The following is a 24,654-nucleotide window of genomic DNA, read 5'->3' on the forward strand; positions in this document are numbered from 1 at the left end:
AAAAGACAGGACTGCTGAGCAGTCCAGCGGGAGCAAGCTCCCTCGCCACAGGTTCGCACGCCTGACTTTGCGTCAGGCCAAAGTGACCGGCACTCTCGCCACACCGCCCCGCCAGCGGTAACCTGTCGGGGATTTTTCCTACAGCCAGTGTGAACCGCCGAATGCCGACCATTCCCCCTTTCGTACAGCGCATCCTCGAACTGATGAAGCGCTATCCGGGGGTGATTGCGCTCGGTGGTTTCATCTCCGGGGTGTGCAGCTTCGTGCTGGTGGATCGTCAACAGGGGCTGGCGACCTGGATCACCACGATCATGCTGGTGAGCTGGGTCTGGCTGATGCTGGAAAACAGCCTCACGCAGCTGTTCACCAAGGTCTTCAAACGCGAAATTCCCCAACCGCTGCTGCGCTACGCCACGCAGATGATCCATCAGGAAAGCCTGTTCTTCGTCCTGCCATTCTTTTTCATCACCACCACCTGGAACAGCGGGCAACTGGTGTTCACCGGGCTGCTGGGCGCGGCGGCACTGATTTCCATCACCGACCCGCTCTACTACAAATGGCTGGCGCCCCGGCGCTGGGCGTTTCTGGCGCTGCATACGCTGACCCTGTTCGCCGCCCTGCTCACTGCGCTGCCGGTGATCTTGCACCTGACCACCTCAGAGAGTTTCAAACTGGCACTGGGCATTTCCGTGCTGCTGTCGTTCCCCAGCCTGGCGTCGATCTTCCCGATTCGCACCGTGCGCAACGCGCTGGCGATCCTGAGCATCACCCTGGGCATCGGCGCGTTGGGCTGGGTGTTGCGCTCGTGGGTGCCGCCCGCGACGCTGTGGATGACTGACGTGGCGATCAGTACCCAAGTGCAGGACCGTACCCCCGGCGCCAGTCTTGAACAGGTCAGCGCCGACCAGATCCGCAGCGGCGGGCTGTACGCCTACACCGCGATCAATGCGCCGCGTGGCCTTGATGAGCGGATTTATCATGTGTGGCAGTTCAACGGCCAGGAGGTCGACCGCATCCCGCTGGACATCCACGGTGGGCGCAAAGAAGGCTATCGGGCCTGGACCCACAAGCAGAACTTCTCCGGCAACCCGGTGGGCGACTGGCAGGTGCGGGTGCTGACCGAGGATGGGCAGGTAATCGGCGTCCTGCGGTTTGAGGTCACAGACAGCACACCGACCAAAGAAAAGTAAGGCGGTTCGTGCTATTACGTAACACGGCGAAATCAGAACAAGCACGGAGCTTATGACCAGCAGCACATTGCCCGGCAATGCCCAACTGGACACCTCTCACTCCCCTGCACAATTGCGGGTCACGGGTGACTGGACGCTCGCCCATTACGCCGACCTCAAGCGCCTTGGCGAAACGCTGCGCGGCCAGTACGACGACAGCACTTACATCGACCTCAATGGCCTTGGCGCCCTCGACACCGCTGGCGCTTCACTGCTGGTGGAACTGCTGGGCGCCGACCGGCTGGGCAAATCCGCCGAACACCCCGAATGCACCTTGTCCCCGGCCGACCGCGCGCTGCTGCACACGGTCTATTGCTCGCTGGCGGACTTCTGCGTGCCGGTCAAGGAACCGGAAATCAGCGTCGGCATTCAACTGCTGACCCGCATTGGCCGCGCCGTCGATGCCGTGTGGCAAGACACCCTGCAATTGTTGGGTTTCGTCGGCCTGATCCTGGAAACCATTGCCCGTGGCCTGTTCCGGCCCAAGCGCTGGCGCATCACGCCGATGGTCGCGCACATCGAACAGACCGGCCTCGACGCGGCGCCCATCGTCGCCCTGCTGACGTTTCTGGTGGGCGCGGTGGTGGCGTTTCTCGGGGCGACGGTGCTGGCCAGTTTCGGTGCGAGCATTTTCACCGTCGATCTGGTGGCGTTCTCCTTCCTGCGCGAATTCGGCGTGTTGCTGACGGCGATCCTGATGGCCGGGCGCACCGCCAGTGCCTTCACCGCGCAAATCGGCTCGATGAAGGCCAACGAAGAAATCGACGCCATCCGCACCCTGGGCCTGGACCCGATCGAGTTGCTGGTGGTGCCGCGGGTGCTGGCCCTGCTGGTCGCCCTGCCGATGCTGACGTTTCTGGCGATGCTCTCGGGGATTATCGGGGGCGGTGTGGTCTGTGCCGTGTCGCTGGGCATTTCCCCGGCGATGTTCCTGTCCTTGCTGCAAACGGACATCGGCGTTCAGCATTTCCTGGTGGGGATCGTCAAAGCGCCGATCTTTGCGTTCCTGATCGCTGCCATCGGCTGTCTTGAAGGCTTCAAGGTCAGCGGCAGCGCTGAATCCGTCGGCGCGCACACCACCTCCAGCGTGGTGCAGTCGATTTTCGTGGTGATCGTGCTCGATGCGGTGGCTGCGCTGTTTTTCATGGAGATGGGCTGGTGAGTCGTCTACCCCGAGCGCCCGCCGAGGCGGTGATCGAAGTCCGTGGCCTGTGCAATCGCTTCGGCAGCCAGAGCGTGCACGAGAACCTCGACCTGGATTTGTACAAAGGCGAAATCCTGGCAGTGGTCGGCGGTTCCGGCAGCGGCAAATCGGTGCTGTTGCGCAGCATCGTCGGCTTGCGCCAGCCCAGCGAAGGGATTGTGAAGGTCTTCGGCAAAAACCTGCCGACCTTGTCCGAGCACGAGCGCTCGATGGTCGAGCGGCGCTTTGGCGTGCTGTTTCAGAAAGGCGCCCTGTTCTCTTCGCTGACTGTGACTGAGAACGTCGCCCTGCCCCTGATCGAACACGCCGGCTTGAGCCGGCATGACGCCGAACACCTGGCGGCGGTGAAGCTGGCGCTGGCCGGGCTGCCGCTGTCGGCGGCGGACAAGTACCCCGCCTCCTTGTCCGGCGGCATGATCAAACGCGCGGCGCTGGCCCGTGCGCTGGCGCTGGACCCGGACATCCTGTTTCTCGACGAGCCCACCGCCGGCCTCGATCCGATTGGCGCGGCGGCGTTCGATCAATTGATCCTGACCCTGCGCGATGCGCTGGGCCTGAGCGTGTTTCTGGTGACGCACGACCTCGACACGCTTTACACCATCACCGACCGGGTGGCGGTGCTGGCGCAGAAAAAAGTATTGGTGGCGGACGCCATCGACAAGGTTTCGGAAACCGACGACGCGTGGATTCACGAATACTTCCATGGCCCCCGTGGCCGCGCGGCGCTGACAGCCGCACAACAGCTCAACGAGGTCTGACATGGAAACCCGAGCCCATCATGTATTGATCGGCCTGTTCACTGTGATCGTGGTGGCGGGCGCCCTGCTCTTCGGTCTGTGGCTGGCCAAGTCCAGCGTCGATACCGAGTTCAAGGACTACGAAATCGTCTTCAACGAAGCGGTCAGCGGTCTGTCCAAGGGCAGCGCCGTGCAGTACAGCGGGATCAAGGTCGGCGACGTGGTCAGCCTGCGCCTGGACCCCAAAGACCCGCGCCGGGTGCTGGCGCGGATTCGCCTGGGCGGCGAAACGCCGATCAAGGAAGACACCCAGGCCAAGCTGGCGCTGACCGGGATCACCGGCACATCGATCATCCAGCTCAGCGGCGGCACACCGCAAAGCCCGAAGTTGCGCGGCAAGGATGGCGACCTGCCGACCATCGTTGCGGCGCCCTCGCCCATCGCCCGCCTGATGAATGACAGCAACGACCTGATGGCGGGCGTTAATACCCTGATGCACAACGCCAACAAGATGTTCTCGGAGCAGAACATCGAGCGCATCAGCAACACCCTGAAGAATCTGGAGCAGACCACCGGCAGCATTGCCGAGCAGCGCGGGGACATTCGCCAGGCCATGCAGCAACTGGCCTCCATTGGCAAACAGGCCAGCGCCACCCTGGAACAGACCACCGCACTGATGCGCAACGCCAACGGCTTGCTCAACGATCAGGGCAAGCAGATGTTCGGCAGCGCCGAGCAGGCGATGAAGTCGCTGGAGCAAAGCAGCGCGACCATCAACAAATTGCTCGAGAACAACCAGGATTCGCTCAACAGCGGCATGCAGGGCCTCAATGGCCTGGCGCCTGCGGTGCGCGAACTGCGCGACACCCTGAGCTCGCTGCGGGCCATTTCGCAACGCCTTGAGGCCAACCCCAGCGGTTATCTGCTGGGCAGCGACAAGAACAAGGAATTCACCCCATGAAGCTGACTCACCTCGCCCTCCTCGCCGGTTTTACCCTGATCAGCGCGTGCTCGATCCTGCCCAAGGCCGAGCCGTCCGACGTGTACCGGCTGCCCGTGGCCCAGAGCGGCGCCTCGGCCAGCCATGGCACGGCCCAGCGTTGGTCGCTGCGCCTGGCCAAGCCGCAGGCGAGCGAAGCGTTGAACAGCCCGAAAATCGCGGTCATTCCTCAGGGCGACTTGATCAGCAGCTACAAGGCGTCACGCTGGAGCGATCCGGCGCCGGTGCTGTTGCGCAATCGCCTGCTCGACGGGTTTCAGCGTGATGGCCGGGTGTCGTTGTTGAGCACGGACGACAGCAACCTGCAGGCGGATCTGGAGTTGGGCGGCAGCCTGCAAGCGTTCCAGACCGAGTACCAGGGCACGAGCGCCACTGTGGTGGTGCGCCTCGACGCCTTGCTGGTACGCGGCTCCGACCAGCGCATCCTCGCCAGCCACCGCTTTGAGGTGCGCCAGCCGCTGAGCGACGTGAAAGTGCCGGGTGTGGTGGCCGGGTTTGGCCAGGCCAGCGATCAGTTGACGGCGCAGGTGGTGAATTGGGTGGTGGAGCAAGGGCAGAAAGTCGCCCCGCCGCCAAGACCTTGAAAAAAAGCAGTTCTGCTGTGGGAGCCGGGCTTGCCCGCGATGAGGCCGTAACATTCAACACATATGTTGATTGAAAAATCGCCATCGCGGGCAAGCCCGCCCCCACAGAGTTATGTAGTTAACCGAAGAACCAGTAGCAAACCGTGATGGCACCCACGACACCAGCAAACTCCGCCAGCAACGCACACCCCACCGCATGCCGCGCGCGCTGGATGCCGACCGCGCCGAAGTACACCGCCAGTACATAGAACGTCGTCTCCGTACTGCCCTGAATCGTCGCCGCGACCAACGCCGGGAAGCTGTCTACCCCGGAGGTCTTCATGGTTTCAATCAACATCGCCCGGGCGGCGCTGCCGGAAAACGGTTTGACCATCGCCGTCGGCAAGGCATCGACAAAACGCGTGTCCAACCCGGCCCACTGCACCAGATGCCGAATCCCGTCGAGCCCGAAGTCCAGCGCGCCGGACGCCCGCAACACGCCCACGGCGCAAAGCATGGCTACCAGATACGGCAGCAGGTTCTTCGCCACGTCGAAGCCTTCTTTGGCGCCTTCGACGAATGCTTCGTAGACCTTCACCTTGCGCAGCGCACCGACCACCAGAAACAGCATGATCAGGCCGAACAGTGTCAGGTTGCCGAGGATCGAGGACAAGCCGGCCAGCGCGGTGGCTGAGAGGGTCGCCAGCAGCGCCATGAAGCCACCCAGTGCGAGGGCACCGGGAATCAGATAGGCAAGCACCACCGGGTCCCACAGGCGCAGGCGTTGCATGAACGCCACCGACAGCAGACCGACCAGCGTCGAACAGCTGGTGGCGAGCAGGATCGGCAGGAACACCAGGGTCGGATCCGGCGCGCCTTGCTGGGCGCGGTACATGAAGATCGTCACCGGCAGCAGGGTCAGCGACGAGGCGTTGAGCACCAGGAACAGGATCTGCGCGTTGCTGGCGACGGTGGCACTGGGGTTGAGTTCTTGCAGCGCCTTCATGGCTTTCAGGCCAATGGGTGTAGCAGCGTTGTCCAGGCCCAGGCCGTTGGCGGCGAAGTTGAGGGTGATCAGGCCGATGGCCGGGTGACCGGGCGGCACTTCCGGCATCAGGCGCAGAAACAGCGGACCAAGCGCCTTGGCCAGCCAGTCGACGATGCCGGCCTTTTCGGCGATGCGCAGAAACCCCAACCACAGGGTCAGGGTGCCGAACAGCAGGACCATGACTTCGACAGACAGCTTGGCCATGGCGAAAATGCTTTCCACCATCGCCGCGAAGATCCCGGCATTGCCGCCGATCAGCCACTGCGCCAGCGCCGACACGGCTGCCACGATGAAGAAGCCAAGCCACAGGCCATTAAGCATCAGTCAAATCCCCCGAAGAATGCGGCGAATGATAACGGGGTCGCCAGAAACGACAAACCCCGGATTTCTCCGGGGTTTGTCTGGGGACTGCATGAGGTCCTCTTGTGCCCGATTCTATGGGCAGACCTCAATCCCCTGTGGGAGCGAGTGTGCTCGCGATAGCGGTGTATCAGTCGCCATCAATGTTGAATGTAAGTCCGTCATCGCGAGCAAGCTCGCTCCCACATAAAGCAGTCCCACAGGGTTTTTATCAGTGCTTGGAAATCTCACCAGCCGGCAGTTTTTCCTTGCTGCGCCAGTGCGGCAGGGAGTTCCAGTAGCGCTCGCCCTTGGCGTCGTCGTACATGCCTTCCCAGCGCGAGATCACCAGCACGGCCAGGGCGTTGCCGATCACGTTCAGTGCGGTACGGGCCATGTCCATGATGCGGTCGACACCGGCGATGAACGCCAGGCCTTCCAGCGGAATACCCACGCTGCCCAAGGTGGCCAGCAGCACCACGAAGGACACACCCGGTACACCGGCGATGCCTTTGGAGGTGACCATCAGGGTCAGCACCAGCAGCAGTTGCTGGCTGATCGACAGGTCGATGCCATACAGCTGGGCAATGAAGATCGCCGCGATGCTCTGGTACAGGGTCGAACCGTCGAGGTTGAACGAGTAGCCGGTCGGCACCACGAAGCTGCAAATGGCTTTCGGCGCGCCGTACGCTTCCATCTTCTCGATCACACGCGGCAGCACGGTTTCGGAGCTGGCGGTGGAGTAGGCCAGCACCAGCTCGTCCTTGAAGATGCGCATCAACTTGATCACCGAGAAGCCGAACAGGCGAGCGATCAGGCCCAACACCACGAAGGCGAAGAAGGCGATGGCGAAGTAAACCAGCACTACCAGTTTGGCCAGCGGCAGCAGGGAAGCAAAGCCGAAGTTGGCGACCGTTACCGCGATCAGTGCAAATACGCCGATCGGGGCGTAGTTCATGATCATGTGGGTAACTTTGAACATGCTTTCCGAGACGCCCTGGAACATCTTCACCAGCGGCTCACGCAGGTCCGATTGCAGGCTCGACAGACCGAGGCCGAACAACACGGAGAAGAAGATGATCGGCAGCATCTCGCCGCGGGCCATGGCTGCGAAGATGTTCGATGGAATCAGGTTGAGGATGGTTTCGATGAACGCGTGTTCATGCTGAACCTCGGCGGCAGTGGCCTGGTACTTGGAAATGTCCACAGTGCCCAGGGTGCTCATGTCGATGCCGGTGCCCGGATGGACAACGTTGGCCAGCACCAGACCGACCAGAATGGCGATGGTGGTCACGACTTCGAAGTAAATGATGGTCTTGAGGCCGATACGCCCGAGTTTCTTCGCATCCCCCACACCGGCAATGCCGACGACCAGCGAGGAAATCACGATCGGGATCACGATCATCTTGATCAGACGGATAAAGATATCGCCTGCCGGTTGCAGGACGTTGCTGATCCACCAGGCTTTTTCGGCACTGAAATGGTTGAGCAGCGCACCGATTGCAATCCCCAATACCAGACCGATGAGGATCTGCCAGGCGAGGCTAAGCTTTGCCTTCTTCATATCATTACCCTTACTTCAGTTTGACTCGGGCAGATGCGCGAACTGGAACGCTCAGTGGCGGAAAAGTTTGTGCATCTGCCCCCGTATAAGGTGCCCCGAAACGCGTATTTACAGCTCTTCGGCAGGCGAAAAAAGGCGCAACTATTCCGATGCACGGAACTAACGTCTAATGCCGTAAACGCCTACCCCATGCCGAATCGGCATGAGCTTTTTCAAATGAAACTGGCGTCCCAACCGGTTCGAATACGACATTTCGGCAGGCATAAGTGCCGTGAACCGGTCATTTCAGAGCAGGTTGTGTGTTTTTTGTACAGGTTAATTCAAGCTGAAACTTCGGAAAAAGCCTACGTCGGACGGCGAAAAGTCCTCGAACGAAAGTATGAGCTTTCTCGATATACGGTCGCGACGTAACACTGCGAAACGGTTTTGCGGGGAATATGACGCAGAAGGGAATGAGCGCAATGCTCTAGATCAACGTTTTGCGATCTTTCAGCTCTTCGCAAGTCCGTCGAACCGCTCTGGGCCGGCGAACTTGCGTCGCAGCTTTTACCTGACCCGGCCCTTGCGCAGGCACCCCATGTACCCGTAGGTCACTCCGACCCTGTAACAGTCAGAACGTCCCGACCCCTTGGTCATGCGCCTGCCTTCCTCGGGTGGCGCAATGGAAGGAGCAAGGGTTGCCCCTTCCGTGTTTCGAACTCAGTACCAGTTTGGATCTTTCTTCAGTTGTTCCCTCAACAGGTTCTGCATGCCAGGGTTCGGCTTCCCGAGGAAGCGGTAATCGGCATGGCGCGTCGGCGACTTGTCGGCTGGTAGCCCGGCGGGAACTTGCACCCACATCGCGTAGGCGTCTTTCTTGTCAAAGCTGAACGCCACGATCAGGCGATTGTTCAGGCAGGTCTGCTGCGCTTCGCACAATGGCCCGACCAGATACTTGTCGCCATCTTCCTGCACGGCATTCATCTGCTCGGAAGTACCGGACAGGTTCATCACCCATTCCGGCAATCGCTCTTCCTTCTTGACGACTTTTGTCCAGGTTTCTCGGTATTGCGGGTCGGAGTTGAGCAACTCGCTGACCCGCGCCTGGCCATCGTTGGCCGCTATCGCCATGGCACTACCGCCCAGAAGCAGGGCGGCTGCCAGTGTCTTTACCAAAACGTTCATGTTCAGCCTCGACCGCGACGGCCAAAGAAGAACGAAGCGATGAACATCACCAGGAACACGACAAAGAGAATCTTGGCGATACCCGTGGCGGTGCCCGCGATACCACCGAAGCCCAGTACGGCGGCGATGATGGCAATGATCAAGAATGTAATTGCCCAGCTCAACATGGTGATTCTCCTTAAGCTTCTATTTAGAGGTGCTTTTGGTGGTGCGTTTCCCGGCGCATCGAGCACGCCAAGTTGTTTTTTCTAGAACACCCAACGTTCCTGGCGGGGCAGGTCGTCGACCGGTTGTGGCTGGTCGACTTCCATCATTCGCATCGGAGCGTTTTCAGCCTGGCTGCTGCTGACGGCGCTGAAGTGGGTTTGGGTCGCATGCTGAATCGATACGTGCGGCGCCTCTGTCTGCTGGCTGTAGTGCCAGCTCATCAGTTGCTGACCAACCACCAGGGTGACCAGCAACGCCAAAAGCAAAAACACGCCCTGCTGGATATGCAGTGGCGAGATACGCATTTGGGCGGCACGTTGGCGATTCATCCTGGAGTTCCTCCCACACAGTGGATCCGGTTTGGGGCTTTGTTCGTTAAATGCCCCGGGTTAACCAGACTATTGCAGCCTGCATGCCAGCTTTAATTGTATAAAATAACTATATAAATCAATGAGTTATGTTTTAAGTGAAAATCACTTCGCACGCATCCTGCACGATGGGGTCGTCTACACTCGTGCGTAATGCACGATAGATCCGAAGGAACTTTCAATATTTTTGAATTGAGTGCAGAGCGCGGATGTCTGAAATGAACGTAGGCAAGGGTCTACAGACCGCTGTTTAGATAAAAAACCAACAAAATCAGGCGATTAGCCAGAGGGTAAGTAGAAGGCTACCCTGCTGTGGGTAGAATCGATCAGAATCAACCATGCAACTTGCCCGATTTTTCCGGGACTAACCAAGATCATTCATTAAGGAGCGTAGGAAAATGGAATCAGCCACTGAGCATCAAGGCCGCATTCTGCTGGTAGACGATGAGTCCGCCATCCTGCGTACCTTCCGCTACTGCCTGGAAGACGAAGGCTATACCGTCGCCACCGCCAACAGCGCCGCGCAGGCCGATGTGTTGTTGCAGCGTCAGGTGTTTGACCTTTGCTTCCTGGATTTGCGTCTGGGCGAGGACAACGGCCTGGATGTGCTGGCACAAATGCGTATCCAGGCGCCGTGGATGCGCGTGGTGATCGTCACCGCACATTCGGCAGTCGATACCGCAGTCGATGCGATTCAGGCTGGCGCCGCTGACTATCTGGTCAAGCCGTGCAGCCCGGACCAATTGCGTTTGGCGACTGCCAAGCAACTGGAAGTGCGCCAACTGTCGGCTCGCCTGGAAGCGCTGGAAGGTGAAGTACGCAAACCCAAGGATGGCCTCGACTCCCACAGCCCGGCGATGAAAGTCGTGCTCGAAACCGCCCGCCAGGTGGCTGGCACCGATGCCAATATCCTGATCCTGGGTGAGTCCGGCACCGGTAAAGGCGAGCTGGCCCGCGCCATTCACGGCTGGAGCAAGCGCGAGAAAAAATCCTGCGTGACCATCAACTGCCCGTCGCTGACGGCGGAACTGATGGAAAGCGAGCTGTTCGGTCACAGCCGTGGCGCGTTTACCGGGGCCAGTGAGAGCACCCTTGGACGCGTCAATCAGGCGGATGGCGGTACGCTGTTTCTCGACGAGATCGGCGATTTTCCCCTCACGTTACAACCAAAATTGCTGCGCTTCATTCAGGACAAGGAATACGAGCGGGTCGGCGACCCGGTCACCCGCCGCGCCGACGTGCGGATTCTGGCGGCCACCAACCTCAATCTTGAAGACATGGTGCGCGACGGCCGTTTCCGCGAAGACTTGCTCTATCGCCTGAACGTTATCACCTTGCACCTGCCGCCATTGCGCGAGCGCAGTGAAGACATTCTGAATCTTGCCGACCGCTTTCTGGCCCGCTTCGTCAAGGAATACGCGCGTCCGGCCCGGGGGTTCAGCGACGAGGCCCGGGAGGCGCTGCTCAGCTATCGCTGGCCGGGCAATATTCGTGAACTGCGTAACGTGGTCGAGCGGGCGAGCATTATCTGCCCGCAGGAGCGCGTGGAGATTGTCCACCTGGGGATGGCCGAACAGCCAACCAACAACGCGCCGCGAGTAGGTGCCGCGCTGAGTCTGGATGAGCTGGAAAAAGCCCACATCGGCGCGGTACTGGCTACCGCCGGCACCCTGGACCAGGCCGCCAAGACCCTGGGCATCGACGCCTCTACCCTTTATCGCAAGCGCAAGCAGTACAACCTGTGAGCGTCATCCGATGAAACTGGCGATGAAGTTGCGGACCCGGCTGTTCCTGAGTATTTCGGCGTTGATCACCGTGGCATTGCTCGGGTTGTTGCTCGGGTTGGTCAGTGTGATGCAAATGGCCGGAACCCAGGACGCGCTGATCCGCAATAACTTCTTCACCCTCGACCTTGGGCTCAAGCTGCGCCAGACCCTGGGCGATCAATTGATCATCATGCTCAGCGAAAAGCCGGATCCGCAGGCTCTTGAGCTGTCGCAGCAGCATTATCTGGAGCTGCTCGAAGAGGGCATTTCCCATGAGCAGGCGGGAGAGGCCGGCCAATACGGTTTTCGCCAGGCCAAGGCCGATTATCAGCGCTTTCTGGAAACCCTCAATTTATCTCATGATTCGAAGCGTGTACTGAGCGGCAACGACGACCTCACGGAGCGATTCAATACGCTACGCAACGGACTGATCGCCGAGCACAAGCGTGCGTTGGACAACATCAATGAAACCCAGCACGAGGCGCGTGACAGGGCGCTGCTGATCGCCGGGCTGCTCGGTTTTGTCGGGTTGGCGGTGTTGATCATCGGCTTCATTACCGCCCATGCCATCGCCCGGCGTTTTGGCGCGCCCATCGAGGCTTTGGCCAAGGCGGCGGATAACATCGGCCAGGGTAATTTCGAAGTCACCCTGCCGATTTCCTCGGCGGTAGAGATGAACCTGCTGACGCGCCGGTTCGGGATCATGGCCGAGGCCCTGCGTGAGCATCAGGCGACCAACGTCGATGAGTTGCTCGCCGGCCAGCAGCGTTTGCAGGCGGTGCTCGACAGTATCGACGACGGACTGTTGATGATCGACCGCGATGGCCAGCTCGAACATTTGAACCCGGTGGCCCAGCGGCAGTTGGGCTGGGACAGTGATCGACTCGGGCAAGGGCTGGGCACCGCCCTGGAACGTCCGGAGCTGGATGAGCAACTGCAACTGGTGCTGCGCGGCGGCACGCTGGAGCGAGCGCCGGAAGACCTGAGTGTGGAAGTGGACGGCGAGTCGCGCTTGCTGACTTATAGCCTGACCCCGGTCAGTCACACCCAGGGGCACATTCTCGGCGCGGTAATGGTGTTGCACGACGTTACCGAACAGCGCGCATTCGAGCGGGTGCGCAGCGAGTTCGTCCTGCGTGCCTCCCACGAATTGCGCACCCCGGTCACCGGCATGCACATGGCGTTCGGTCTGTTCCGCGAGCGGGCGCACTTTCCCGAGGATTCGCGTGAGGCCGACCTGCTGGACACGGTCAATGAAGAAATGCAGCGGCTGATGCAACTGATCAATGACCTGCTGAACTTTTCCCGCTACCAGAACGGCTTGCAGAAGCTCACGCTGGCGCCATGTTCTATCGAAGATCTGCTGGATCAGGCTCAGGCGCGCTTTGCCGGTGTCGCCGAGGACAGGGGCATAGAGTTGTTGGTCGAGTTGCAAGGGCCTTTACCGCGCTTGCAGGCTGATCAGGCGCAACTGGATCGAGTGCTTGATAACCTGATTGATAACGCATTGCGTCACACCGCCCCGCAAGGGCAGATCCGGTTGCAGGCCCGACGTCATGGCGAGCGGGTGATCATCAGCGTCGAAGACAACGGCGAAGGCATTGCCTATGGCCAGCAGGGGCGGATTTTCGAGCCGTTCGTGCAGGTTGGTCGCAAAAAAGGCGGCGCCGGGCTGGGATTGGCGTTGTGTAAGGAGATCGTGCAATTGCACGGCGGGCGGATGGGCGTCTATTCGCGTCCCGGGCAGGGCACCCAGTTCTACATGGCGCTGGCGGTTTAGGCTTCGTCATCCAGGCGTCGCCCGCTCAGGCGGCGGCCACGTGTGATCAGTTCGATGAACTGCACGGCGCTCAGCGCATGGGCGAACAGCCATCCCTGACCGAACTTCACGCCCTCGCTGCTGAGAAACGCTGCCTGTGATTCATGTTCGATGCCTTCGGCGATCACTTTGAGTTGCAGCGCCTGAGCCATGTGAATGATATGCGGCGCCACACCGCTGCTGGCGGCGTCATGGCCCAGTGCGTCGATGAATGCCTTGTCGATTTTCAGGCAGTCCACCGGCAGGGTTTGCAGGTAGGCCAGGCTGCAATAGCCGGTGCCGAAGTCGTCGATCAGCACCTGGTGACCGACATTGCGCAGGGCTTGCAGGTTTTCTCGTGCCACCACCACATCGATCAAACCGCGTTCGGTCACCTCAAAGGCAATTTGCCTGGCGGCGACCCGGTGCAGGGTCAGCAGGCGCGCCATTACCTGACCGATACGCGGCACCATCACGTCACAGGCCGCCAGGTTGACCGAAATATACAGCTGCGGATTGGCGCGCAGCATTTGCCCGAGTTGTTCGAGCAGGCGTTGCAGGACGAAGTCGGTCATCTGGCGGATCTGCCCGGTGTTCTCGGCCATCGGAATGAACAGGTCCGGGCTGGTCAGGGTGCCGTCTGGCCGCCGCCAGCGCAGCAGGGCTTCGGCGCCGACACAGTGGCGGCTGTCGAGGTCGAAGATCGGCTGATATAACACCTGGAGCTCCCCGCGCCGTATGGCGCCATTGAGCTCCGCGTCCAGCGACTGGCGCTGGCGCACCAGCAGAAACGCCATGAAGCCGACCAGTAATCCCAAGGCCAGGCTCGCTGGCAGCAACCACCACCACGCCGCCGGTATGTGCGTGCCGGAGCGGGGGGAGATCAGCACCAGTTGGTAGTCCCGATTGTTGGTCGGCATGCGGTAAATAAGGTGGGTTCGGGTGACCTGCAGCGCATCGCGGCTTTTCGGCGGCCAGTGCTCGGTGAGTGGCCAGGCCTGTTCTGCACCCAGCACCGGGACGGCACGGGTGCCGCGATCGACGACCACCAGCAAACTGCTGCCGGGGGACAGATCGACCATGTCGGTCAAATGTCCGCGAGAGGTAGACACCCGAAAATCGCCGCGCCCCAGCATCAGCGCCGCGCGATTTTCATCGGGTTCAGACGTCGTGTTCAGCCAATAGCTGTAGGTTGGGCCTTTGATGTCCGCCGGTCGGATCGCGGGCGGCGCTTCCTGCCGAGGTCGGTTGGAGCAGCTTCGCGTGCCGTCCATATAGGCCGCCTCGTAAACGAAGCGGTAGTTGAAGCTGATCTGTTGCAACGTGGCGATCATCTCGTCGTTGCAGCTGCGCAACGGTTGGGCTTCGAGATCATCCAGGCTTTCGCGCAACTGCCCGAACAGTTGTTCAAGACGTGCCAGGAAGCGCTCGCCCTGAGCGTTCATCTCCTGGCTTTCATCTTGTTCGACCTGATGGATGGCCACGAACAGACTGCCTGCCATCAACAGGGTTGCGCTCAAGACAGCAGCCAGCATCGCCAAAAACCAGGGGCGATAAAACCAACTACGCAACCTCTCTCGAGCGGCGGGCATCATTGAATATCCGAAGATTTACCAATGAGTTATAGCTGCTGATTGAGAAACTGCCCTGACCGTCGGGCGGGCGTCATTATTTTGTCTGATTCAAAACCTGAAGCATTGCGGCGCTTTGCGCATCCGGTGTGCCGTCGAAGCGCGAAGGGCGGTAGTGCATCTGGAAGGCCGCCAGCACGTGCCGTGTGGCTACGTCCAGCTCGCCGGTTTGCGGCGTGGCGTAGCCCAGGCGTGCGAGTTGTTGCTGGAACCAGCCGATGCTCGGCAATTGTGTGTCGAACAGCGCTTGCTGGCGCGCAACGGCTTGTTCGTTTGGCCACGCACCCAGGCCTTCGGCAGCCAGGCGTTTCCATGGGAACAGCGGCCCCGGATCGAGTTTGCGCAGCGGGGCGATGTCGCTGTGACCAATGATGTGTTCAGGGGTTATGTTGTTGCGCTTGATGATGTCTTTGAGTAGCACGATCAGCGACTGCACCTGGGCTTCGCTATAGGGGTACCAGACGCGGCCGGCGGGGGTGTCGCGGAAACCCGGATTGACGATTTCGATGCCGATGGAGCTGGAGTTGAGCCAGGTCCTGCCCTGCCATTCGCTTTCCCCGGCGTGCCAGGCGCGCAGGTTTTCATCCACCAGCTTGTAGATGGTGCCGTGGCTGTCGTCGCCGATCAGGTAATGGCTGCTGACCTGACCGTGGGTCAGCAATTGCAGCGAACGCTGCAGGGAGGCGGAGGTGTAATGCACCACCACGAACTGCGCGCGGCTGTCGTGGTTGGCCGAAGGGTGACTGGTGTCGTAGCGGGGGCCGCTGGCGCAACCGGCCAACAGCAGAAGCGACACAACAAGAGTAATAAATTTCATGGCAGTAGGCAGTACGCATAAAGACGGTAATGCAATAGTGTAACGTACTGCCCGGAGCGGTGACGGCAAAAGGTCGGTTTTACACAAAAAGGCACAATTGACCTTTAGCCCATCTCGATTCGATTGCGCCCGGCATTTTTAGCCCGATACAGCGCCTGATCGGCTCTTTTAAGCACCAGATCGCTGTGCTCGCCGGTTCTGAAAGCGCTCATGCCCATGGAAATGGTGATGGTCACGCGCTCGCCCTTGAAGTGGAAAGGGCAGGCCTCGATGGCCGCGCGCATGGTTTCCAGCAACTTTGCGCCCATGGCGGGCGACGTAGCGGGCATCAGCAGGACAAATTCTTCGCCGCCGAAGCGGGCGATGAAATCCGTCCCGCGCAGGCGTTTGCGCAGCACGCTGGCGATGATTTTCAGCACCTTGTCGCCGGCCAGGTGGCCGTAGTTGTCGTTGATGTTCTTGAAGTGGTCGAGGTCGAGCATGGCCAACAGCAGGGTATTGCCATGTTGTTGCCATTGCACGATTTCGTGGTCCAGCCGTTCACTCCAGGCGGCGCGATTGGGCAGGCCGGTCAATGGATCGATCATTGCTTTCTGCCGTTGTTCTTCAAGGTGTTCGCGGTAGCCCTGGGCTTCCTGCTCCATGTGAGCCACCCGTTCGGCTAGCCCCTGGAGGCGGGCGGCGACTTCCTGTTCGCGTTCGTCGCGCTGTTTCTGGTGCTGGTCCATGGTGCCGAGCAGGCCTTCCAGGTGGTTTTCCAGTACGTGCTTGAGGTCGTCCAGGTCGGCGGCGTCCTGCATGCTCGATTGCAGCCCGTCTACCTGTTCACGGATCTGGGTGTCCATCTCCCGCGCCGCGGAGCGATTGTCGGCATGTCCTTCGCTGGCCGCCTGCAAGTTGCTCTGGAATGACTCGAGGCGTTCGTTGAGTTGTTGCAGATAGGCTTCGAATTCGTGCTGGCCGCTGTCGGTGATCGCCAGCATCAGGGTGGCAAGATCGTCGAGGATTGGCAGCAGTTCGTACCAGTTCAAGCCATTTTGCAGGCGATCACGCATGGCCTCGGCTTGCGGGCGGTGACGTTCTGGTAACGTCAGGTCATCGAGCAGGCCCAGCAAGGTGTCTTCTATGTGCTTGGCCACGGAGCTGTAGGACGGCTCCGGTGAGTCCGGCAGCGCGTAGAGAATGTCTTGTTCGGGCTGTTCCGGGTCTATGGCCGCCAACGCCTGGGCCATGACGTCTGGCAGGGGCAGGCTGTCGAGGACGATCGGTAATTGCGCTGCGGCTACCGGGGTGAGTTCGTCGGGGTTGGCGACGGGCAGGGGCTCGACCACCAATTCGGGGATAGACGGAGCCGGTGTTTGTGGCTGTTCAATGTCCGGCTGCGGCTGCGGCTGCGGCTGCGGCTGCGGCTGCGGCTCGGGTGCCGGTTTGAGGATGGGCGGGACGAAGGCCACGACGTCCGGTTGCGGTGCTTTCTCCGGCGCTGCCGCTGCTGGCGGGGCCATGGGTTCGGGCTTGGCAGCAGGTGGCGTCACGAGCGCGATGTGTAACGTGCCTTGCTGTTCGCTGACGGCTGGCGCTTCAACGGGCGCTTGCGACGCTTCGGCAGCTTTTTCAACAACCGCTTCTACCGGCGCCGGGGTTGGGGTCTGTGGCGCGGGGGCGGCGGTCTGTGGCGCCGCTTCTTCCGCTTCGCGGCCGCCGAACAGCCGTTGCAACAAGCCCGGTCGCCCCGGTTCCGCAGGGTTTTCCAGTTGGGTAAGGGCTTTACCTTGCAGGCCGCTCAGTTCGCTGAGCAGCAACGGGATCTCCCGCGCGTGACCGACGCGGCCATCCAGCTGCTTGGCGAAGACCTTGAGCGGACGGCTGACTTCCCGTGGCAGCGGCAACGATTGCAGCTGTGCGACCAATGCGTTCAACGCGGCGCTGGTCTGATCAACACGGGTTTCGCGGCGTTGCTCGGAGTCGAGTACGGCTTTTTCCAGGCGTGGCAACAGGGCGGCGAGGCCGGCGTCCATGTCGTCGGTGCGCACCACTTCGCGCATTTCCTTCATGCACTGGTCGACAGCGCGGTCAGTGCCCTCGGCGGCCAGGGTGCTGCGTACCAGCCCGCGCCGCAGCAAGTCGAGCCGGGCGTCCCAGCGACGCTCAAGCTTTTCCTGTTGTTCGATGCTTTTGAGGTACTTCTCTTTCCAGCGCTGTGCTTCGTCGCTCATTCATGGGATCCGCGAGGGGCAGGACTCAACGCGGGCAATGCATCGGCCGTGAGCGAACCCGGCAGACGAATCTCTACCGCGACCGGCAGGTGATCGGAAATGGGGTGTGCCAGCACTTCGACCTTTTCCAGGGTCAGGGTCGGGCTGAGCAGAATGTGGTCCAGGCAGCGCTGGGGGCGCCAACTGGGGAACGTCGCTTCCAGTTGCGGGGCCAGCAGGCCGAGGTCGCGCAACGGGGAGTTTTGCAGCAGGTCACTGGCGTGGGTGTTCATGTCACCCATCAATACCTGATGTTTGTAGCCGCCAATCAGGTCGCGGATGTAGGCCAGCTGCAGGCTGCGCACGCGAGCGCCTAGCGCCAGGTGCATCATCACCACGACCAGCGCTTCCGGACCTTCGCCGAAACGCACCAGGATCGCCCCGCGACCTTTTGGCCCCGGCAGAGGGTGGTCTTCAATCGTCCACGGGCGCAGGCGGCTGAGCACGCCATTGCTGTGTTGACCGAGGCGGCCGAGGTTGCGATTGAGTTGTTGATACCAGTAAGGGAAGGCGCCGAGCTGGGCCAGGTGTTCGACCTGGTTGACGTAGCCTGAGCGCAGGCTGCCGCCATCGGCTTCCTGCAAGGCGACCAGATCGAAGTCGCCCAGCAGTTTGCCGATCTTTTGCAGGTTGTCCGCCCGTCCGGTGTGCGGCAGCAGGTGCTGCCAGCCCCGGGTCAGGTAATGCCGATAACGCTCGGTACTGATGCCGACCTGGATATTGAAGCTGAGCAGGCGCAGACGACTGTCCGTGGGCAGGCCCGTCGATTCCAGATGATGCACGTTGACCTGCGGTTCATGCAGGCCAACGACGCGTTCAGTACCCCAGCGGCGCATGGCAGGGGGCGCTTAGTTGGCGGCGGCCTTGTTTGCCGCTCGCTCTTTGGCAATCAGTTTGTCGGCCAGTTGCAGAGCCTGCTCCATGCCGCCGGCAGAGCCGATGTCAAAACGGTATTTGCCGTCGACGATCATGGTGGGTACGCCGGAAATTTCGTACTTCTTGGCCAGTTCGCGAGCCTTGACGATCTGACCCTTGATGGCGAAGGAGTCGAACGTGGCGAGGAACTTGTCTTTGTCGACACCCTGGGTTGCCAGGAAGTCGGCCATGTCGTTTTTATCGGTCAGTCGCTTGCCGCCTTTCTGGATGGCTTCAAACACTGCGGAGTGAACCTTGTTCTCGACGCCCATCGCTTCCAGGGTCAGGAACATCTGGCCATGTGCATCCCAAGGGCCGCCGAACATGGCCGGAATACGCACGAAGTTCACGTCGGAAGGCAGCTTCGCAGCCCATGGATTGATCACCGGTTCAAACGCGTAGCAATGTGGGCAGCCATACCAGAACAGCTCCACCACTTCGATCTTGCCAGGGACGGCAACCGGAACTGCATTGGTCAGTTCGACATAGGGTGCAGCAGGTGCTTCGGCGGCCTGGGCGGTCATACCGAACAGGCTGGCAGCGACGAGTGCGGCGCTGATGATCAGATTACGCATGCTTTACTCCTGGACAATTTTGGTCGCCTCGCGCGACCTGTTTTAGGACAGATCATGGCGGGCATGAGTTCGTTAGTGTAACGGCAGCGGCCACAAAAAAGGGCGGCCTGAGCCACCCTTTTTATGCTTGCATCGACGGATTAATCGAGTGTTAACGTTGCAAGGGATGTGCACCTCTCGCAGCGCTCGATTCGTGAGCCTTAGTGCAAGCCTTGAATATAGCTGGAGACTGCCGCGATATCTTCATCGCTCAGCTTTTTGGCGATGGTCTGCATCGGTTTGGTATCGCCGTCGTTGGTGCGACCACCGTCTTCTTTTCTGAAGTCGGTCAGTTGCTTGGCGACATATTGAGCGTGTTGGCCACCCAGGTGCGGGAAGCCGGCGGCGGCATTGCCTCGGCCGTCTGGTGAGTGGCAGCCGGTGCAGGCTGGCAGACCCTTGTCCAAATTGCCGCCACGGAACAGTGCTTCACCGCGAGCCACGATTTTAGGATCGGCGGCGCCAACACTGCCTTTCTGGCTGGCGAAGTAGGCGGCGATGTCCGCCAGGTCCTGATCGCTCAGGTTGGTCAGCAGGCCGGTCATTTCCAGGACGGTGCGCTTGCCCGACTTGATGTCGTGCAGTTGCTTGTCCAGGTAACGCTCGCCCTGACCTGCCAGTTTCGGAAAGTTAGGCGCCATGCTGTTGCCATCCGGACCATGGCAAGCGCCACACACGGCGGCTTTCGCCTGGCCAGCTGCTGCATCACCTACCTCCCCGGCAGCATTGGCAATGCCGGAGATCCCCACGGTCAACAGCAGACTCACGATCAATTTGTTCATCAGCTAATCCAACTACGGCTAAGGGTTAAAGAGTTATGGGCCGGGTTTACTCGCTCATCCACTGGATGATGGCTCGGTAATCCTCGGCACTGCAGTCCATGCACAAACCACGCGGCGGCATCGCCTTGAAACCCTGGGTCACGTGTTGCACCAGCGTCTCCATACCTTTCGCCAACCTCGGCGTCCAGGCCGCCTGATCGCCCTTCTGGGGCGCCATGGGTAGTTGGCCGGAATGACAGGCACCACAAACACGGTTGTACACAGCTTCCGGATCCTGTGTAGCCTGCGCGCTGTAAAGCGGCATCAAGACACCGGCAGCTAGCAGCCATTTCGTCATAAAACGACCTTTTCAGGGCTGAGAGCATGTTGCGTTCTAGTGCGCAATCAAGGTTTTTTGCTCTCGTGAACTTCATCCTACGCTGGGACAAAGCGCACACAAAATCTGCGGCATTATATACTGGCGTCACTGAAACGGAAACGACACCGCTTGCCGCGTCCATTCCCGGCGCCGCCCACATCGGAAATCCCATGCAACTCAAGAACCCCATCCTCGGCCTGTGCCAACAGTCCACCTTCATGCTCAGTGCTGCCAAAGTCGACCAATGCCCGGACGACGAAGGCTTTGAAGTGGCTTTTGCCGGCCGTTCCAACGCCGGTAAATCCAGCGCGCTGAACACCCTGACTCACGCCAGCCTGGCGCGGACCTCGAAAACTCCGGGTCGCACGCAGTTGTTGAACTTCTTCAAGCTAGACGATGAACGCCGTCTGGTCGACCTGCCGGGTTACGGTTATGCAAAAGTACCGATTCCGCTGAAGCTGCACTGGCAGCGTCACCTGGAAGCGTATCTGGGTGGTCGGGAGAGTTTGAAAGGGCTGATCCTGATGATGGACATCCGTCATCCAATGACCGACTTCGACCTGCTGATGCTCGATTGGGCTGTCGCCAGTGGCATGCCGATGCACATTCTGTTGACCAAGGCCGACAAGCTGACCTACGGCGCAGCGAAGAATGTCCTGCTCAAGGTGCAGTCCGATATCCGTAAAGGCTGGGGCGATACCATCAGTATCCAGCTGTTCTCGGCGCCAAAGCGCCTGGGTCTGGAAGACGCCTACACGGTACTGGCGGGCTGGATGGAACTGGCGGACAAGGGCGCCGAGGTGGCCGGGTAAGACTTTTCTACAGGCAAAAAAAACCCCGGACTTCGTATGGGGAGGGGGAAGTTCCGGGGTTCAAGCTCCGGACCGCTAGGGCGGGGTCCAGATATCTGCCAACACTTAACACAACATAGGAGCATCGAAGGGCTTCACCAGCCATTCAGTACCTCTGAGTGGCGGTTGATCAGATTAGTTCAGATTTTTTTCGAATGCCTTTGGAATAACCGGGCGAATTTTCCGAACTAATAGCTCTTCGCCAGTTTCTGCCGCGGCACTATGCCGCAGCAGAAATCGCTCGTTCAGACGACTCAGTGAGCCTCATCCCAGTTGTTGCCGACGCCCACTTCCACCAGCAGCGGCACATCCAGCTTCGCGGCATCGCTCATGTGCACGCGAATCTCGTCCCGTACCTGATCGACCAGGTCTTCACGCACTTCAAGCACCAGTTCATCGTGTACCTGCAGGATGACTTTGGCGTCCAGGCCCGAAGAGGCCAGCCAGTTATCCACCGCCACCATGGCTTTCTTGATGATGTCCGCCGCTGTGCCCTGCATCGGCGCGTTGATCGCCGTACGTTCAGCGGCTGCGCGCTCCTGCGGCTTGTTGGAGTTGATCTCCGGCAGGTACAGCCGCCGGCCGAAGAACGTCTCTACATAACCCTGATCCGCCGCCTGCGCACGGGTGCGGTCCATGTATTCGCGCACACCGGGATAGCGGGCGAAATACGTATCGATGTAGGCCTTGGCGGTCTTGGTATCGACGCCAATGTCCTTGCCGAGCTTCTGCGCGCCCATGCCGTAGATCAGGCCGAAGTTGATCGCCTTGGCGCTGCGGCGCTGGTCGTTGCTCACCTCGGCCAGTTCGACCTTAAACACCTCGGCGGCGGTGGCGGTGTGCACGTCCAGGTTGTTGCGGAAGGCGTTCATCAGCCCTTCGTCCTTGGACAGGTGCGCCATGATCCGCAGTTCGATCTGCGAATAGTCCGCCGCCAGCAACTTGTAACCGGCGGGCGCGACGAAGGCCTGGCGAATGCGCCGCCCTTCAGCGGTGCGCACCGGGATGTTCTGCAGGTTCGGATCGCTGGAGGATAAACGTCCGGTGGACGCAACGGCCTGATGGTACGAGGTGTGAATCCGTCCGGTGCGCGGGTTGATCTGCTCCGGCAGGCGGTCGGTGTAGGTGCTTTTCAGCTTGCTCATGGAGCGGTACTGCATCAGCACCTTGGGCAGCGGATAGTCGTCTTCCGCCAGTTTGGCCAGCACTTCTTCAGCGGTGGACGGCTGGCCCTTGGCGGTTTTTTTCAGAATCGGCAGGCCGAGTTTTTCGTAGAGGATCACGCCCAGCTGTTTCGGCGAGCCGAGGTTGAACTCTTCACCCGCGATCTCAAACGCTTCGCGCTCCAGCGCGATCATTTTGTTGCCCAGTTCGACGCTCTGCTCGCCGAGCAGCTTGTCATCCACCAGCGCGCCCTGGCGTTCAATTCGTGCCAGCACCGGCACCAGCGGCATTTCGATATCGGTCAGCACGCTGGCCAGGCTCGGGATGGCGGTGAGTTTCTCGTGCAGCGCCAGGTGCAAGCGCAGCGTGATGTCGGCGTCCTCGGCGGCATACGGCCCGGCCTGCTCAAGGGCGATCTGATCAAAGGTCAGCTGCTTAACGCCTTTACCAGCGATGTCCTGGAAGCTCACCGTGGTGTGGTCCAGGTACTTCTGCGCCAGGCTGTCCATGTCATGACGGGTGGCCGTGGAGTTCAGCACATAGGATTCGAGCATGGTGTCGAAGGCGATGCCACGCACGGTAATGCCGTTCGCCTGATCGCCACCGATGGCGCAGTTGGCCAGGATGTTCATGTCGAACTTGGCGTGTTGGCCGACCTTGAGCTTGCTCGGATCCTCCAGAATCGGCTTGAGCGCGCGCAGGACCGTATCGCGGTCCAGTTGCTCCGGTACGCCGATGTAGGAGTGGGTCAGCGGGATGTAGGCCGCTTCGTTGGCCTGTACTGCGAAGGACAGACCGACCAGTTGGGCCTGCTGCGCATCGATGCCAGTGGTTTCGGTATCGAAGGCGAACAGCTTGGCGTTGTTCAGTTTTTGCAGCCAGACATCGAATCGCGCCTGATCAAGAATGGTCTCATAGCGGTTTTCGGTCGCTGCCGGCGCTTCGTCTTCAACGGCACTCAACAGGTCAGCCATCGGTTCAGGCTGCGCCGCGCTGCTCAGCTCGATGCGTTTGGCGTCGCGCTCCAGATCGTTCAGCCAGCTCTTGAACTCCAGCAGGTTGTAGAGCTCGGCGAGCTTTTCGGGGTCCGGCTGGCCCATTTGCAGGTCGTCGAGGCCGATGTCCAACGGCACGTCGATCTTGATGGTGGCCAGTTGATAGGACAGGAACGCCATCTCCTTGTGCTCTTCGAGCTTGGCCGGCAGGGTTTTCGCGCCACGAATCGGCAGGGTCGGGACGATGTCGAGCTGCGCATAGAGCTCGGTCAGGCCGCCGTTCACGCCGACCAGCAGCCCGGAAGCGGTCTTCGGACCGATGCCCGGAACGCCCGGAATGTTGTCGGACGAATCGCCCATCAGCGCCAGATAATCGATGATCTGCTCGGGAGCGACGCCGAATTTCTCCTTTACGCCCTCCACGTCCATGCTGCTACCGGTCATGGTGTTGACCAAGGTAATGTGGCCGTCGACCAACTGCGCCATGTCCTTGTCGCCGGTCGAGATGATCACCGGGCGATCAGCCGCCGCGCTGCTGCGGGCCAGCGTGCCGATCACGTCATCGGCCTCGACGCCTTCGACGCACAGCAGCGGGAAGCCCAGCGCGATCACGCTTTGATGCAGCGGCTCGATCTGCACGCGCATGTCGTCGGGCATGCTCGGACGGTTGGCCTTGTATTCGGCGTACATGTCATCGCGAAACGTCCCGCCCTTGGCGTCGAACACCACCGCGAACGGGCTGTCCGGGTACTGTTTGCGCAGGCTCTTGAGCATGTTCAACACGCCCTTGACCGCGCCGGTCGGCAGGCCTTTGGAGGTAGTCAGCGGTGGCAGCGCGTGAAAGGCGCGGTACAAGTAAGAAGAACCGTCCACCAGGACGAGGGGGGCTTGGCTCATGAGCAGGATCAACCTTTTCGGCGGGTCCGGCGCTAGAATAGCGGGACCGTTGACGACAAAGGGACAAGGTTATCATGCGCACACTAAATCGCCTGTTGCTGGCTGGCTTGTTTGCAATCGCACCGATGGCCGTCATGGCGGCGGACGATGCACCGACAGCCGATCCAGAAGTCACGATCCACACGGAAGGGGACAAAGTCATTCAGGAATACCGCCAAAACGGTTTCCTGTACGCGATCAAGGTCACGCCCAAAGGCGCGCCACCGTACTTTCTAGTGCGCGCGGACGGTACCGATGCAAACTTTATCCGCTCGGATCAGCCGGATATGCTGATTCCGTCGTGGAAGATCTTCGAGTGGAAGTAGTTTCTTAATTTCAACCGGCGCCT

22 protein-coding genes are annotated in these 24,654 nt (G+C 60.5%); 9 read left to right on the forward strand and 13 right to left on the reverse strand.

Going from position 1 to position 24,654, the window contains the following annotated elements:
• The first annotated feature begins 161 nt into the window (after positions 1-161).
• Genes POF45_RS16255 through POF45_RS16275 form a run of 5 tightly spaced genes read left to right on the forward strand, consistent with a single transcriptional unit; the run spans position 162 to position 4,754 of the window.
• The gene (locus POF45_RS16255; RefSeq protein WP_259497887.1) at positions 162-1,190 is read left to right on the forward strand and encodes a DUF5924 family protein; all 1,029 of its coding nucleotides are present in this window, start codon (positions 162-164) and stop codon (positions 1,188-1,190) included.
• 52 nt (positions 1,191-1,242) lie between these two features.
• A complete protein-coding gene (locus tag POF45_RS16260; RefSeq protein WP_259497888.1) occupies positions 1,243-2,391 on the forward strand; it encodes an ABC transporter permease in 1,149 nt (382 codons plus the stop codon).
• Positions 2,388-3,191, forward strand: coding sequence for an ABC transporter ATP-binding protein (locus POF45_RS16265; RefSeq protein WP_259497890.1), 804 nt, complete (start codon positions 2,388-2,390; stop codon positions 3,189-3,191). Before POF45_RS16260 ends, POF45_RS16265 begins: the two co-directional genes overlap by 4 nt.
• A gap of 1 nt (position 3,192) precedes the next feature.
• Positions 3,193-4,131: an MlaD family protein gene (locus tag POF45_RS16270; RefSeq protein ID WP_259497891.1), complete on the forward strand. Its 939-nt coding sequence runs from the start codon at positions 3,193-3,195 to the stop codon at positions 4,129-4,131.
• Complete coding sequence (locus POF45_RS16275) at positions 4,128-4,754, forward strand: ABC-type transport auxiliary lipoprotein family protein (protein ID WP_282316144.1); 627 nt, start codon at positions 4,128-4,130, stop codon at positions 4,752-4,754. The genes POF45_RS16270 and POF45_RS16275 overlap by 4 nt, the downstream gene beginning before the upstream one ends.
• A 118-nt stretch (positions 4,755-4,872) precedes the next feature.
• Here the strand turns inward: POF45_RS16275 and POF45_RS16280 are convergent, their stop codons facing one another.
• From POF45_RS16280 to POF45_RS16300, 5 genes are all read right to left on the reverse strand, one after another.
• Positions 4,873-6,102: a nucleoside recognition domain-containing protein gene (locus POF45_RS16280; protein ID WP_259497896.1), complete on the reverse strand. Its 1,230-nt coding sequence runs from the start codon at positions 6,100-6,102 to the stop codon at positions 4,873-4,875.
• 250 nt (positions 6,103-6,352) lie between these two features.
• The gene (gltP, locus tag POF45_RS16285; protein ID WP_259497898.1) at positions 6,353-7,684 is read right to left on the reverse strand and encodes a glutamate/aspartate:proton symporter GltP; all 1,332 of its coding nucleotides are present in this window, start codon (positions 7,682-7,684) and stop codon (positions 6,353-6,355) included.
• 699 nt (positions 7,685-8,383) lie between these two features.
• Complete coding sequence (locus tag POF45_RS16290; RefSeq protein ID WP_259497900.1) at positions 8,384-8,848, reverse strand: inhibitor of vertebrate lysozyme family protein; 465 nt, start codon at positions 8,846-8,848, stop codon at positions 8,384-8,386.
• Between the two features lie 2 nt (positions 8,849-8,850).
• Complete coding sequence (locus POF45_RS16295) at positions 8,851-9,015, reverse strand: DUF1328 domain-containing protein (protein ID WP_003177151.1); 165 nt, start codon at positions 9,013-9,015, stop codon at positions 8,851-8,853.
• Positions 9,016-9,096: 81 nt separating this feature from the next.
• On the reverse strand, positions 9,097-9,384 hold the full coding sequence (locus POF45_RS16300) for a hypothetical protein (protein ID WP_259497905.1): 288 nt from the start codon (positions 9,382-9,384) through the stop codon (positions 9,097-9,099).
• A 437-nt stretch (positions 9,385-9,821) separates the two neighbouring features.
• Here POF45_RS16300 and algB point away from each other — a divergent pair, with 437 nt between their 5' ends.
• Both algB and POF45_RS16310 read left to right on the forward strand, forming a co-directional pair.
• Entirely contained in the window at positions 9,822-11,168 is a 1,347-nt protein-coding gene (gene algB, locus POF45_RS16305; RefSeq protein ID WP_259497906.1) for a sigma-54-dependent response regulator transcription factor AlgB, read from the forward strand.
• 10 nt (positions 11,169-11,178) lie between these two features.
• A complete protein-coding gene (locus tag POF45_RS16310; RefSeq protein WP_282316146.1) occupies positions 11,179-12,969 on the forward strand; it encodes a KinB sensor domain-containing domain in 1,791 nt (596 codons plus the stop codon).
• Here the strand turns inward: POF45_RS16310 and POF45_RS16315 are convergent.
• The 7 genes from POF45_RS16315 to POF45_RS16345 all read right to left on the reverse strand — a co-directional run bounded on the left by POF45_RS16315 (position 12,966) and on the right by POF45_RS16345 (position 20,338).
• Complete coding sequence (locus tag POF45_RS16315; protein WP_259497909.1) at positions 12,966-14,579, reverse strand: EAL domain-containing protein; 1,614 nt, start codon at positions 14,577-14,579, stop codon at positions 12,966-12,968. The genes POF45_RS16310 and POF45_RS16315 overlap by 4 nt on opposite strands.
• A 76-nt stretch (positions 14,580-14,655) precedes the next feature.
• Positions 14,656-15,435 (reverse strand): N-acetylmuramoyl-L-alanine amidase, encoded by a 780-nt coding sequence (locus POF45_RS16320; RefSeq protein WP_282316148.1) that lies wholly within the window; start codon positions 15,433-15,435, stop codon positions 14,656-14,658.
• A 104-nt stretch (positions 15,436-15,539) separates the two neighbouring features.
• A complete protein-coding gene (locus POF45_RS16325) occupies positions 15,540-17,651 on the reverse strand; it encodes a GGDEF domain-containing protein (RefSeq protein WP_282316149.1) in 2,112 nt (703 codons plus the stop codon).
• Positions 17,648-18,526 (reverse strand): endonuclease/exonuclease/phosphatase family protein, encoded by an 879-nt coding sequence (locus POF45_RS16330; protein WP_259497912.1) that lies wholly within the window; start codon positions 18,524-18,526, stop codon positions 17,648-17,650. The genes POF45_RS16325 and POF45_RS16330 overlap by 4 nt, the downstream gene beginning before the upstream one ends.
• Positions 18,527-18,538: 12 nt before the next feature.
• Complete coding sequence (locus tag POF45_RS16335) at positions 18,539-19,180, reverse strand: thiol:disulfide interchange protein DsbA/DsbL (RefSeq protein WP_259497914.1); 642 nt, start codon at positions 19,178-19,180, stop codon at positions 18,539-18,541.
• A 200-nt stretch (positions 19,181-19,380) separates the two neighbouring features.
• Positions 19,381-20,001 carry a c-type cytochrome gene (locus POF45_RS16340; protein WP_259497916.1) on the reverse strand — a complete coding sequence of 207 codons (621 nt, stop codon included), beginning with the start codon at positions 19,999-20,001 and terminating at the stop codon, positions 19,381-19,383.
• A gap of 46 nt (positions 20,002-20,047) precedes the next feature.
• Positions 20,048-20,338, reverse strand: a complete 291-nt coding sequence (locus tag POF45_RS16345; protein ID WP_259497918.1) for a c-type cytochrome — start codon at positions 20,336-20,338, stop codon at positions 20,048-20,050.
• A 191-nt stretch (positions 20,339-20,529) separates the two neighbouring features.
• Here POF45_RS16345 and yihA point away from each other — a divergent pair, with 191 nt between their 5' ends.
• On the forward strand, positions 20,530-21,171 hold the full coding sequence (yihA, locus tag POF45_RS16350) for a ribosome biogenesis GTP-binding protein YihA/YsxC (RefSeq protein ID WP_259497919.1): 642 nt from the start codon (positions 20,530-20,532) through the stop codon (positions 21,169-21,171).
• A 293-nt stretch (positions 21,172-21,464) separates the two neighbouring features.
• On the opposite strand, the gene polA is transcribed toward yihA, so the two are convergent.
• Positions 21,465-24,266, reverse strand: coding sequence for a DNA polymerase I (gene polA / locus POF45_RS16355; RefSeq protein ID WP_259497921.1), 2,802 nt, complete (start codon positions 24,264-24,266; stop codon positions 21,465-21,467).
• Between the two features lie 74 nt (positions 24,267-24,340).
• Between polA and POF45_RS16360 the strand changes: the two genes are divergently transcribed.
• The gene (locus POF45_RS16360) at positions 24,341-24,631 is read left to right on the forward strand and encodes a DUF2782 domain-containing protein (protein ID WP_259497923.1); all 291 of its coding nucleotides are present in this window, start codon (positions 24,341-24,343) and stop codon (positions 24,629-24,631) included.
• The last annotated feature ends 23 nt before the right edge of the window (positions 24,632-24,654 follow it).

It is taken from the genome of Pseudomonas fungipugnans (assembly GCF_029955235.1).
Classification (GTDB): Bacteria; Pseudomonadota; Gammaproteobacteria; order Pseudomonadales; family Pseudomonadaceae; genus Aquipseudomonas; species Aquipseudomonas fungipugnans.